The sequence below is a fragment of the Deltaproteobacteria bacterium genome, from assembly GCA_020845895.1.
Classification (GTDB): Bacteria; Lernaellota; Lernaellaia; order JACKCT01; family JACKCT01; genus JADLEX01.
Genome location: JADLEX010000051.1, coordinates 1 through 12,953 on the forward strand (window position 1 = coordinate 1; position 12,953 = coordinate 12,953).

At 63.2% G+C, this 12,953-nt stretch carries 12 protein-coding genes; 5 read left to right on the forward strand and 7 right to left on the reverse strand.

Going from position 1 to position 12,953, the window contains the following annotated elements; all coding sequences use genetic code 11:
• Positions 1–292: 292 nt before the first annotated feature.
• From IT350_06505 to IT350_06525, 5 genes are all read left to right on the forward strand, one after another.
• Complete coding sequence (locus IT350_06505) at positions 293–1,393, forward strand: SGNH/GDSL hydrolase family protein (protein ID MCC6157687.1); 1,101 nt, start codon at positions 293–295, stop codon at positions 1,391–1,393.
• Positions 1,394–1,399: 6 nt separating this feature from the next.
• Positions 1,400–2,602, forward strand: coding sequence for an MBOAT family protein (locus IT350_06510; protein MCC6157688.1), 1,203 nt, complete (start codon positions 1,400–1,402; stop codon positions 2,600–2,602).
• Between the two features lie 12 nt (positions 2,603–2,614).
• Complete coding sequence (locus IT350_06515) at positions 2,615–2,806, forward strand: hypothetical protein (protein ID MCC6157689.1); 192 nt, start codon at positions 2,615–2,617, stop codon at positions 2,804–2,806.
• 178 nt (positions 2,807–2,984) lie between these two features.
• Positions 2,985–4,331: a hypothetical protein gene (locus IT350_06520; GenBank protein ID MCC6157690.1), complete on the forward strand. Its 1,347-nt coding sequence runs from the start codon at positions 2,985–2,987 to the stop codon at positions 4,329–4,331.
• Between the two features lie 279 nt (positions 4,332–4,610).
• Positions 4,611–6,104, forward strand: a complete 1,494-nt coding sequence (locus tag IT350_06525; protein ID MCC6157691.1) for a tetratricopeptide repeat protein — start codon at positions 4,611–4,613, stop codon at positions 6,102–6,104.
• A gap of 15 nt (positions 6,105–6,119) precedes the next feature.
• Here the strand turns inward: IT350_06525 and dnaJ are convergent, their stop codons facing one another.
• Genes dnaJ through IT350_06560 form a run of 7 tightly spaced genes read right to left on the reverse strand, consistent with a single transcriptional unit; the run spans position 6,120 to position 12,557 of the window.
• Positions 6,120–7,247: a molecular chaperone DnaJ gene (gene dnaJ, locus IT350_06530; protein ID MCC6157692.1), complete on the reverse strand. Its 1,128-nt coding sequence runs from the start codon at positions 7,245–7,247 to the stop codon at positions 6,120–6,122.
• 29 nt (positions 7,248–7,276) lie between these two features.
• Entirely contained in the window at positions 7,277–7,483 is a 207-nt protein-coding gene (locus IT350_06535; protein ID MCC6157693.1) for a hypothetical protein, read from the reverse strand.
• Positions 7,484–7,496: 13 nt separating this feature from the next.
• Positions 7,497–7,721, reverse strand: a complete 225-nt coding sequence (locus tag IT350_06540) for a DNA-directed RNA polymerase subunit omega (protein ID MCC6157694.1) — start codon at positions 7,719–7,721, stop codon at positions 7,497–7,499.
• A 32-nt stretch (positions 7,722–7,753) separates the two neighbouring features.
• Positions 7,754–9,256 (reverse strand): DUF4340 domain-containing protein, encoded by a 1,503-nt coding sequence (locus tag IT350_06545; GenBank protein ID MCC6157695.1) that lies wholly within the window; start codon positions 9,254–9,256, stop codon positions 7,754–7,756.
• A complete protein-coding gene (locus tag IT350_06550; protein MCC6157696.1) occupies positions 9,253–10,836 on the reverse strand; it encodes a GldG family protein in 1,584 nt (527 codons plus the stop codon). The genes IT350_06545 and IT350_06550 overlap by 4 nt, the downstream gene beginning before the upstream one ends.
• 4 nt (positions 10,837–10,840) lie before the next feature.
• The gene (locus IT350_06555) at positions 10,841–11,611 is read right to left on the reverse strand and encodes an ABC transporter permease subunit (protein ID MCC6157697.1); all 771 of its coding nucleotides are present in this window, start codon (positions 11,609–11,611) and stop codon (positions 10,841–10,843) included.
• 25 nt (positions 11,612–11,636) lie between these two features.
• A complete protein-coding gene (locus IT350_06560) occupies positions 11,637–12,557 on the reverse strand; it encodes an ABC transporter ATP-binding protein (protein ID MCC6157698.1) in 921 nt (306 codons plus the stop codon).
• Between the last annotated feature and the right edge of the window lie 396 nt (positions 12,558–12,953).

The window sequence follows — 12,953 nt, forward strand, 5'->3', positions numbered from 1 at the left end:
ATACGTCGACGAAATCATTCGTCACTCGCGGCGGGAACGGGAGAAAAACGCGAAAAGGAGGATCAACAAACTGGCGAGCGGAAAACCGACCGACAAGACCAGAATTTAGATGCGTTTGCCCTGCCCCTTGCGCCGATTGACAAGGCTGCGGCTTTCCGTCCACATTACGGCGCTTTTTTCCACCACCCCGCGGCAAGTCGACGCGCGCCGTCGTCGTTTTTTTGGGGGACGAGGCTTGAACCTCAGCGCGTTTCGGACCGAACCGCGATTTCGCAGGATTCGGATCGCGGCCATGGTCGTCGCGATCTTCGTCGTGCTCGAAATCGCCGTTCGCCTGTTTTTCTCGCGTCCGGGCATCGTCGTCCGTAACGAGGAAAACAACCCGCAGGCGATGCCGTACCTGCTGGACCAGTACGAGAACCACAAGGGCCTCAAGGTCGCGTGCATCGGCAGCTCGGTCATGCAGGGCTACCTGAACTCGTGGGACGACCGCGCGTTCCCGGCGATGGCCGAAAAAATTCTGCGCAAAAAGTATGGCTACAAGAACCTCAAGACATTCAATTTCGCGACCGCCGGCAACACCTTCGGCGACCACCTGTGCGTGCTGAACCGCGTGCTCAAAGACGATCCCGACCTGATCGTCCACGCGGTCCATTTCAAGCTGTTCTCGTCGTTTCGGCCCACGCCCATCGCCCGCACCGACAACGCGTACTACCTGCTCGGCCATCCCGAGCTGGCGGCCTATCTGCAGCGCTTCAACATTTCGACGCGCGACTGGGTCAAGATCTACCTGAGCGGCAAGGTCGGCGACGCCTGGCACACCTACGGCTACCGCGACCTCATGTCGCTGCTGATGTTCGGGACGAAAAAGGTCCCGCAGAAAGAGATCGCCGACGCCTTCCACGAGCTGTTCGGCTTCGTGTCGCAGGAAGCCATGCTGGCCCGGCTGAACACACCGGAGGAGCACAATCAGGAGTACCTGTGGAAGTTGCTTCCCCAGGTTCTGGTGGCCAAGCACTTCGAGATCTGCGGCAACTTCGACTTCACCGACAACAACCCGAGCTGGGTGTCGTTCAACGACGGCGCGAAGCTGGCCGCGCTCCACGACCAGAGCGTGATGTACTACATGACGCCCATCAATCGCCCCTTCGTCGAGGAGATGAACTTTTTCAACTGGGAGCGCGTGGTGCCGGTCATGAAGGAGCGCGTGTATCAGGTGACGCGCCAGTACGACCATCAGATCCTCGACTACACGCAGGCCGTCGACCCGGCGTACTTCTCGGATACCGACCACATCAACATGGCGGGCCACAAGCAGGTCGCCAGCCGTCTGGCGAAGGACATCGACCGCCGCCTGACGAGCCGCAAACACCGCGCTGCCAAGGAGAAATAATCCGACATGGAATTGATCTCCTGGAGCACCGCCATCGCCTTCCTCGTCGCGCTGCCGATCTACTGGTGGCTGCCGGCGGAGAAGCGCGGTCCGTTCCTGTGCGTGTACGGGCTCGTCTATTTCCTCGCGTCACAGCCGCAGGCCGGGCTCATCGCCCTGCTCTTCCTCTGGGTCAGCCTCTACTTCCAGCGGCTGATCCTGACCGCGCAGACCGATCGCGGAAAGAAATGGGTGCTCTTCTTCGGCGTGGTGATCGCGCTCGCGCCGATGATCTTCTACAAGTACCGGTTCTCGCTGCTCGGCCACATCCCGTTTCTCGCGTGGATGGCGGCGCTGCCCCTCGCCGCGCCGGTGGGCATCAGCTACTTCACGTTCCGCGCGGTGCACGTGCTGGTCGAGACGCGCCGGGGCGCGATCGAGCGGCTGTCGGGCATCGACTTCTTCTACTACATCACGTTCCTGCCCACGGTCGTCGCGGGTCCGATCGAGCGCTTCGGACCGTTCCGCGAGCAGCGCGCGGCGGCGGCGACGTTTTCGCCCGATCTCTTCGGCGAGGGCTTGCAGCGCATCCTGATCGGGCTCGTGAAAAAGCTGGTGCTCGCCGACATGTTCTACGGCTTCATCAGCGACTTCATGAACCCGGTCACCACGCTCACGCTGCGTCCGTGGCAGATCTGGCTCTGCCTGCACGGGTATTACGCGTATCTGTACATGGACTTCTCGGGCTATTCGGACATCGCCATCGGCGTGTCGCGCCTGTTCGGTTCCCGCATCATGGAAAACTTCAACTGGCCGATCCTGGCGACCAACATCCGCGAGTTCTGGCGGCGGTGGCACATCTCGCTCACGTCGTGGCTGACCGACTACGTGTATTTCGCGCTGGGCGGCAACAAAAAGGGCAAGATCCGCGCCGAGATCAACACGATGATCACGATGCTCATCATCGCCTTCTGGCACGGCTCCAACCAGATCGGCCACTACTTCATCTGGGGCATCTGGCTCGGCCTCGGCCTCGTGGTCTTCCGCCAGTGGACGCGCGCGAAAGAGCGGCTCTTCCCGAATCTGGTCGCGAACCCGACGCTCGTCGGCAAGGTCGTCGGCGCGTTCATGACGATCCAGTTCATGAACCTGTCCTGGCCGATCTTCCTGTTCGATACGCGCATCGCGATCCTGACGTACCTCAAGATGTTCGGCCTCGTGGGCCGTTAAGGACGCATGGACATGACGAGCGAAACGACATCCGACATGACGAACAAAACAACATCCGCAACGAATCCGACGCCCGCCCCGCCGGTCGAATCGCGCCCCTCGCTCGCACGCGAGTTCGGCTGGGCGCTCGTCTACGCCGCGCTCGGATTCATTCTGATTCTTCTCGGAAGCGCCGGCCCGCAGTTCATCTACGCGGGGTTCTGACGCAGGGCGGGGCGTCTGAGCGAGACCGGCGGGTACCGAGAGGTCCCGCGATCCGGTTCGCGCCCTCGCCGGTCGGACCTTGCGCCGAGTTGCCGCGCTTCCTATAGTTTTTCCCGCGTTCACAAGCCAGGCGAGTTCGAAGAGTCCACCCCCGAATCGCCTGCATTGGAGCCGAATCATGGCACTGCGCGCAAAGACACCTGGCGAAGCGTACTGGACGCTCGACCCCAAACCGGCGACGGGCGACAGCGTCAGTCCGGGACACGGCTGGTTCGTCGATATCGAAAGCCGCTTCGACCCCGATGACTACGGGCTCTCGTCGAAGGTCGAGAAGCGCTTTGCCGGAGGACTCGGCAGCCCCCAATGGGTGCATCTTGGGGTCTTCGGCGGAGGGGGGACGGGGAAAACGACCCAGGTCAACGCGGCGATCGCGAGAAACCCAACCCTGATCCCTGTCTGGGTCGATTCTCTGGCTTCGTTCGATGTCGGTGATTTCACCTATTCCGAGTTTCTTCTCATCCTTGTTCGTCGCGTGATCGAGCGACTCGACGAATTGAAGTGCGAGATCCCGTCCGAAGAAGCGGAGCTCGTCCATCATTGGTTCGCCGAGGAGTTGCTGACGGAAGAGCACCGCACCCAGATTTCGGGGTCCTTGGAAACGGGCGCCGGCGCCTCCTACGGCATCCCGCTCTTGGCGAAACTGACGGCGAAATTTACAGCGCTCCTGCGTAACGACAACGAGTACCGGAAGGAAATCCGAAAACGGGCGGACAAGGACCCCGTGGATCTTCTGGCGCGGGCCAACGGGCTGCTCGACGCGGCGCAGAAAGCCATTCAGAAAAAGGATGGGAAAGAACGCAAGCTTGTCGTCGTATTCGACAATCTGGAGAAAATCCCGGATCGCAAAATCGTTGATGCATCCGTGCTGCGTCGAGCCGATGAGATTCGCCAACTGCGTTGTCATCTGGTTCTGTTTTTTCACAGCGCCGATCAGTTCGCGCCCATTAGCGTGACCGCCGGCGAGGCTTTCGAGGTTGTCGCCGCGCCGGTGTTGCCGATTCGCAGGAAGAGCGACCCGCCGGATGTGGTCGCGGGTGCCGTGTGCGAGGTCGTGCGCGAGATGATCGACCGTCGCGTCGAGCCGGGTGTTTTCCAGGACTTCGATGAGACGGTTCGTCTGGCCGCGAAATACTCCGGCGGACGTATCCGCGACATCTTCCACCTCGTTCGGACCGCGTGCGACAGCGCGAGCGGGTCGCAGGTCACGATCGAGAACCTTGAAAAGGCGGCGGCCCGGCTGGGCGCTCAACGATCGGCCGTCGCGCGTGCGGACGACTGGGAGCGCCTCGCTCGAATCCATCGCGAGAAGAAGATCGTCAACGATCAGACCGAAGGATATTTGCTGATCCAGTCGTTGGTGCTCAACTACAACGGCGTGCCGTGGTGGGACGTGCACCCGCTCATCATGCGCGACGAGCGATTCATCGCGGCCGACAAAAAGCTTGCGGCCACTAAGGCGCCCTGATTGTCAGAGTCGCACGGCGAGATCGGCGATTTCGAACGTCTCGTCCGCTTCGTGACGGCGGGCGAGAAGGAATTCGGACTGGTCATCGCCCAGTACGGTCTTCGCGCGGTGCGCGACGACACGATCGCGGCGGTTCTCGTCGAAGCGTCGAACGCGGGCACCTTCGTCGAGACCCTCGACTGGTCCGAGGTCGGACCCCGGGATAGCCTTTATGCACGGCTGCGGGAGACCGCACATCCGACCGGGGCGCACGCACCGGACGTCATTTTCGTCACCGGCATGGAGTCGTTGCTGCTGGACGCGACGGACCGGGAGACGCCGGCGCAGAACGTCATCGACCTGAGCCTCGCACGGGATGTGTTAGCGCGGGATGTCGGCGTCAAGACTGTGATGTGGCTACGTACGGCGGCGGCGGTCGCGTTTCGCCGCGCGGTTCCCGATCTCGCCGATTTCGTTTTGGCCATCTACGAATTCGACGCCAAGGTTGCTCCCTTGCGGATGGATTGGAGACGATTCGAGGCCGGATGGTTCGAAGCGGCCCCGCTGGGTGACCACGAACGCCTTCGCCGGGAAGCGAAGCTTCTGGAGAGAATTCTCGCCGAGACCCCCGAAGGCGAGCGCCGGCGATTCGAAGTTACCTCGCGTATTGCGAAGATCCACATTCTGCTGGGAGAAATCGACGTCGCAGCACGATGGTACGAGCGGGTAGGAATGGAAGCAAAGAAAACGGGTGATTTCGTGGCCACTGGAAACGCAAATATCGATTGCGGCAGAATCGCTTACTTACAGGGCGACTACGATGTGGCACTGAGGCGTTACAGCGAAGCGTTGGACGATTTTGATCGACGGAACAACGCAAGCGAACGAGCGCAAACGGAAGGATACATTGCGGACGTGTACTTCATGCGCGGCGAACTCGGAGAGGCGCTGCGTATCCGCAACAAGCAGATGCTCGTTTTCGAGCGATTGGGCGACGTGCGTGAGCGCGCGGTGACGTGGGGAAAGATCGCAGACATTCTCCAAGTGCGTGGCAACCTCGACGAAGCCCTGCACATCCGACGCGAGGAACAATTGCCCGTTTACGAGCGTCTCGGCGACGTGCGAGAGTGCGCGGTGACGATGGGTCACATCGCGGACATCTTGCTAATTCGTGGCGAGGTCGACGAGGCCCTGCGCATCCGCCGCGAGGAACAGCTCCCCGTTTACGAGCGCCTCGGCGACGTGCGCTCGCGCGCGGTGACGATGGGCTACATCGCGGACATCCTGCTAATTCGTGGCGAGTTCGACGAGGCCCTGCGCATCCGCCGCGAGGAAGAGCTCCCCGTTTATGAGCGCCTCGGCGACGTGCGCTCGCGTGCGGTGACGATGGGCAAGATCGCAGACATTCTGCAAAACCACGGCGATCTTGACGAAGCCCTACGCATCCGACGCGAGGAACTACTGCCGATATTCGAGAGATTGGGTGATTTAAACTCTAGCACAGCGACGTGGGGCGGCATAGCGGATGTTCTCTTCGCGCGTGGCGATTTCGACGGAGCCTTGCGCATTCGACGCGAAAGAGAGTTGCCAGCATATAAACAAATGGGCGATACCCGTTCGCGCGCGATTTGCTTGGCGCACATCGCATTGATACTGGCTGCGAAGGATAAAGAACGTCACAAGGTGGAGGCCAAGAATCTATTCCTCGAAGCCGCGCTGTTGGCGGGGTCCATGCAGATTCCCGAAGAGCAGGTTTTTTTGGACGAGATTCGGCGGTTGGGTCTAGAGTCGTAGAAGGTCCCGCCCGGCTCACCCCTCGCCCATGGCGAAGTGCTTGATGCGGTCGAGCAGGCTGCCGAGCACGTCGGGCTTCTTGCCCGATTCGATCTTGCCGAATTCCTCGAGCAGCTCGCGCTGGCGCTTGGTGAGCTTTTTCGGCACGCGCACCTTGATGATGCAGAGCTGATCGCCGCGCCCGTAGCCGCGCAGGTGCGGGATGCCCTTGCCGCGGATCTTGAGGATGTCGTCGTGCTGCGTGCCCGCGGGGATCGCGAGCGCCACGTCGCCGTCGAGCGTGGGCACCTGGATCTGCGTGCCGATCGCGGCCTCGTGAACGGCGATCGGGATCTCGATCACGACGCTGTCTTCGTGGCGCTTGAAGAATTCGTGCGCCTTCACGTGGATGAAGACGTAGAGGTCGCCCGGCGGGCCGCCGCGTGTGCCGTCCTCGCCCTTGCCCGACACGCGCAGGCGCATGCCGTCCTCGACGCCGGCGGGGATGCGCACGGAGACCTGCGTCTTTTCCAGAACGCGGCCCTTGCCCTGGCACTCGGCGCACGGCTCCTTGATGATGCGACCGACGCCGCCGCAGTTGGGGCAGGTGGTGGAGATCGAAAAAAATCCCTGCGATCGACGCACTTGCCCCTGCCCGTGGCAGAGCGGGCACGCGATGGGCGACGAGCCCGGCGCCGCCCCGCTGCCGTGACAGTGCAGGCAGGTCGCGCTCTTTTGCACGTCGAGGCGTTTTTCGGCGCCGAACGCCGCCTCTTCGAACGGAATCTCGAGGTCGAAGCGCAGGTCGTCGCCGCGCGAGGGCCCGTCGCGGCGCGAGCGGAAACCGCCGCCCATGCCGCCGAAGATGTCCTCGAAGATCGAGCCCATCGACGAGAAGATGTCGTTGAAATCGTGGAAGCCCTGGTAGCCCGATCCGCGCAGTCCGTCGTGGCCGAAGCGGTCGTAGGTCTGCCGCTTTTCGGCGTCGGAAAGGACCTGATAGGCCTCGGAGGCTTCCTTGAAGCGGGTTTCGGCTTCGGCGTCGCCCTGGTTGCGGTCGGGATGGTATTTGACCGCGAGTTCGCGATACGCCTTTTTGATCTGAGCGGCGGAGGCGTCGCGGGGGACGCCGAGAATCTCGTAGTAGTCACGCGTGACGGACACTGGGACCCCCGGCGATCGGCGTGCGCGCCCTAGTCTTCGTCGTCTTCGTCGTAATCCGCCTCCGCGGCTTCCTCGAAGAAGACCTCGGCGGAAAGGTACTCGGCGTTGTCGCCGGCATCCTTGAGCGACTTCTGCCACGCCTTGTAGTCGGCGTCGGACACGAGCCCCTTGACGCGATTACGTTCGATCATTCGAACGTCGAACAACTGCTCGCGGCTTTTGATCACGCTGCCCATGGCGTTCCCCTCATCATTCCGCGACTTCGGTTTCGACCGGGTCGCCGTGCTTGCGCGTGACGTGGATCTTGCCCGCCGCGATCTCGCGCAGCGCGTTCACGATGTGCTTGTTTTCCGTCTGCGGAAGCAGGAACCGGCTGCCCTTCATGAGCATGCGCGTGCGCCTCGCCGCCAGCAGGACCAAGGCGAAACGGTTTTCCACCTGCTCGATGCAATCCTCGACCGTGATTCGTGCCATCGCTGCGTCGCTCCTCGCGGATGATCCGCGTGTCATTCGCCCTTTTCGCCTTCGCCTTCGCCCGCGCCTTCCGCGGCGGGCGCGGCTTCCGCCGGCTTCACCCAATCGCCGATCGTCGTCGGCCAACCGGCCAGCACCGACGGATCGACCCGCCAAATCGCCGGCGAGGTCAGCCCGCGCGCCACCACGAAGTCGTCCTTCGACCCCGGCTCCCGCATCCGGGTCGCCTCGACACGCGCGAGGACACGGTCCCCATCGCCCGTCAGTTCGATCACCAGATCCGGCTTCATGAGCGCGTTGACGGCTTTGTTGGCCAACCGAGGCTCGATTTCGCCGATCCCCGACAGATCCACCAGCCGCCGAAGGTCGGCGAGCACCCGCTCGTCGTCGAGCGTCTCCGCGCCGGGCGCGGAAAAATCCTGCTCGGCGGAGCGGGAGACTATAATCTCGCCCGCGCCGGTTTGCAACCGGGCCTTTCGGACCTTGGACAGCGCGAAATCGCCGAGGAGGCGGCTGCGCAGATCGGCCACCGGTTTGGCGATTTTGGCGACGGTCGCCTCGCGCACGAGGGCCAGATAGCCCTTGGGCACGGCGGCCATGCGGTCTTGCGGGTCCGATTCCGGCTGAGCCCCCAGATCGACGCGGATCTCGCGGTTTTCGGTCCCACCGTACTTGGCGATGATGGTGTGCGCGGGGGGCGCGAGGCTGTTTTCCGCGGTGCGTTCGGCGGTTTCGGTGACCACGCCCTCGACCTGCAACTCGCGCAGCGCGCCGACCAGATCCGAGACGGCCTGATCGTCGGCCTTCCACCATGGGCTCGGACCCTCGATGCGCCAAATGGTCTCGGTCTTCGGCGCGTCGTCGGGCGCGGCGTCGTCATCGGACTTGGCCTCGTCCGCCGCGTCGGGTTCGGGCTTGATCTCTTCGCGCACCAGCACCCAGCGCGTCACGCCCGCGTCCTGCAGCTCGATGCGCTCGGGCTCGACGTCGTAGCCCTTGGGAAAGATCGTCTTGTCGCGCAGCTTGACCGCCGGAACCTCGAACGTGGCAAGGAACGTGTCGGGCATGACGAGGAGCTTCGGGCTGTCGGGGCGCTTGGCGAAAACGGAGTTGCCGATGGTGTGCGTCGCACCCAGATCGATCGACTGCTCCACGCCGTTCGCACGCACCGTGACGCGCAGGCGCGGATCGTCGAGACCGTACTGGCCGAGATCCGCGTCGGGTTCCTCGACCACGCGCTCGGCGCGAGCGTTGCGAAGCTGCGACACCATACCCTGCACGGTGTATTTGTCGGCGTCGTCGGTGTAAGGCGCGGTGACCTTCCACGCATCGTCGCCGGTTTTTTCGACGACGATCTCGGCCTTTCCCTGCGCGATCCGAATGCGGTCGATCTGGTCCAGGTCGATCGACATCGCCTTTTCGGCGCTCTCCTTGTCGTCCACCGCTTTTTTCTGGCGCGGCTTTTCGTACAGGAAGAATACGGCCGCGACCGCCGCGAGCATCACGATCGCAAGGAGGGTCTTGCGAAAGCTCATGCGTCGCTCCGGCGTCCCCGCGCGATGAAAACGCCGATGCCGAACATGGCCACGAGGAGCGGCACCGAAAAGACGGAGACGAAGAAGACCGCGTCGCGGTCCTGCGGTGTCAGAAACACGGGCGCGGCGTCGTAGGTGTTGGGCCGGATCGAGATGATGTCTTCCTTGCCCGCGAGCCACGCGACGCAGTTGAGCGCGAGATTGCTGTTGTAGAGCTGCGAAATCAGTTCGTTGCGGATCCAGTTGGAATCGCCGAACACGAGCACCCGACCGCCGCCCTGCGGAGTCTTCTGGGCTTCGGGTTCGTCCACCTCGGCGGGATTCGGCTGCGCGTCCGGCGCCATCTCGACCGCCGCGCCCAGCACGAGGGGCCCGGGAGCGTCGCCATCGGACTTCTCGACCTTGCCGTCGTCGAGCAGCGCCGGGATGTCGGTTTCGCCCCACGCCTCGGCGGTCGTCCGCAGCAGCGGCGACACCATCGCGGGCGCGTTGGCGTTGGTGTTGAGCGTCAGCGAGCGCGCGAGGCTGAAGATCGTCGGCTGTTTGAGGTCCTTGGTGATCTCGTGCGGCGGGTAGTCCTGCACCACCGGGGTCACGCCGAGCTGGCTGCCGTAGAACGGATTGACGAAGGGCTCGACCACCGCATCGTTGTTCAGCTTCACCGAAAGCGATTCGAGCCACGCCTCGAAACCCGTCGTCGTGCTGGTTTCGGCCATGAGCAGGAGCCGGCCGCCCTTGTCCGCCCAGTCGGTGACGGTCTTGACCTCGACCTCGCCGTACGCGCGATCGGGTCCGGCGATCGCCAACACGGCGCAATCGTCGGGGACCGCGCGTCCCGCGAGCACGATCTCCTTCACCTCGTGGTTTTCGTTTTCGAGCAGCCGTTTGAAGAGCGCCGCGCCGTTCTGCTCGTTGTCGCCGAGGCTCGCCTCGCCGTGGCCGCTGACAAAGCAGATCGGCCCGCCCTTGGCCTGCGTGACCTTCAGGATCGACTGCGTGAGCGCCTGCTCGGTCTGCTCGCCGATGATGTTCTGGCTGCCCTGTTGCTCGACGACGATCGCGCCCCGGCGCTGGATATTGTAACGCTGCGCGGTTTGCGGATCGCGGTCGGGATCGACGATGCGGTACGTGAACATCTCCGGCTTGGCGGCTTCCTGATAACGCTTCAGCACATTCTCAAATGTCTTCGCCTCGGTCGTTTCCAAAAACGCCGTCACCTGCACGGGCGCGGCGAGGTTCTGCACGATCTTCACGGTCTGCTCGGAGAGCGTGTTGACCCCGGCGGTCGTGCCGTCCCAGGTTTTATCCCAGCCTTTGGCCATCACATTCAGGAACACGAGGATCGCGGCGACCACGATCGTGAACACGATCGCGTTCGCGCCGAATCGCGCGGTGCGACGGCGCAGCGTGGACGTGACCGAGCCCAGGTCGAGCGCGAGCCCCGCGACAAGCGCGACGGGGCCGACCGCGAGCACGTACCAGAAACGCACGAACATGTCGGTGGCGAGCAGCAGCACCACGAGCGCGATGAAGCTGAGCAGCAGCCCCTCGTATTTCAGGACTTTGGCGAACGATTTCATCGGCTTATCTCCAGCGCGTGCTCTCGACCGCGCGGGTCGCCAGGAAAATGAAGAAGACGATGAACGACGCGAAGTAGATCAGGTCGGGCAGCGCGATCGTGCCCGAGGCGAAGCCTTCGAAGTGCGTCGTCATGGCGAGGTATTTCAAAATCTCGCCGCTGGCCCCGCCGATGGATTCGGAGATCCAGTTGAGTATCCACAGCACGAGCAGCAGGAAGAAGGTGTAGAGCGCGGCCTGGATCTGCGTCTTCGCGACCGTGCTCGCGAACAGGCCGAAGGCGAGGAACGAACTGCCCATGAGGAACAGCCCGAGATAGCCGGTCGCCATCTTGCCCGGGTCGGGGTTCGCGAATTTCACGAGCATCGCCGGGAACTGGAACGTGAGCATCAGGGCGACGATGTAGAACGACACCGCGCCCAGGTATTTGCCCCACACGATCGACGCTTCGGAAATCGGGCTCGTGAGGAGCAGCTCGTCGGTACGGTTCTTTTTTTCCTCGGCGTAGAGCCGCATCGTGATGAGCGGCACGATCAGCATCAGCAGCACCGAGAGGTTGTGGAAGAGCGGCGTGAGGATCATGTCGTTGACGTTCATCTGCTCGGCCATGCCGGGGCTCTGGTACATCTGATACATCGACTGCATCTGCACGAAGTACGTGAAGGTGTCGAAGAAGAAGAACCCGGCCAGCGCGACGAAGACCACGAGCACCACGTACGCCACGGGCGACAGGAAAAACTGCCGCCATTCCTTTTGCCAGATCGTGAACAGGCCCATCGCGTGCTCCCAATGACTCGTTTGGCTAGTGACTTGTGAGGCGCACGAAGACTTCTTCGAGCGAGGGCATCTTGTCGGCGATTTCCAGCAGTCCCCATCCCGCGTTGAGCACCTCGAGGGCGACCTCGTTGGCGATATCCGCGCCGGCCTGCGAGGTGAGCAGGTACTCGCCCGGTACGTTGGTCGCCTGTACGTCGAGCACGCCGTCGAGCTTCGCGAGTCGCTTCGCGACATTCTGGTCGTAGCTGGCGAGGCGCACGGTCAGGCTCCGGCTCGACGCCACTTTGCGCGTGAGTTCGGCGACGGTGCCGTCGGCCACCACCTTGCCCTGATTGATGATGACCACGCGGTCACAGGTCATGACGACTTCGGGCAGGATGTGCGTGGAGAGCAACACCGTGTGCTCGCGACCGAGTTCCTTGATGAGGGCGCGAATCTCCTGGATCTGCACCGGGTCGAGCCCGATCGTCGGTTCGTCGAGGATGAGCACGTCGGGTTCGTGGACGATCGCCGCGGCGAGCCCCACACGCTGCTGGTATCCTTTGGAGAGGTGACCGACGAAGCGGTCGGCGACGTGGGTCAGGCCGCATCGGCCCATCGCGACATCGATGCGTCCCGCGCGTTCGGTGCGCGCAATCCGTTTGAGCTTGGCGACGAAATCCAGATTCTCGCGAACCGTGAACTCCTGATACACGGGCGGATGCTCGGGAAGGTAACCGATGCGGTGCCGGGCCTTGAGGCTGTCGGTCATCACGTCGAGACCGTCGATCAGCACCGTGCCCTCCGTGGGCGGCATGTAGCCGGTCACGATGCGCATGGTCGTGGTCTTTCCGGCGCCGTTGGGGCCCAGAAAGCCGAGGATTTCGCCTTGATGAACGGTGAAGTCGATCCCGCGGACGGCGTGGTAATCGCCGTAGCTCTTCACGAGACCTTTGACCTCCACCATCGGGCGCGCGCTTCGGGCGAGGTTTGATGTCATGACTTGGCTCCCGGCGACGGACCCTAACGGGCGAATTGGACCCACGAAGAGGTGTCAGAACCTAAGTTCGCCCCGGTCCCCTGTCAAGTTCGGTCGACGGCCTGAACGTCCCGGAACCGGGACGTGGGATGGACACCGCCGCGACGCGACGGTTCCCCGATTCAGTATGCGCCGAAACAACGAGATGGCGTTTGCCCGAGCGTGTCATGCGGCACAGCCGCCCCCGGTTGTGCGGAAATCGGCATAGGGGCTCCGAGGAATAGCCTCGGAGTTCCCCTGCCACACCACCGGACAAGCGGGTCCGCATCCGGCGGTTCGGAAAGTTGAGGTCACGCGGCCAACCGGGGAAGCCCCAGCCGGTCG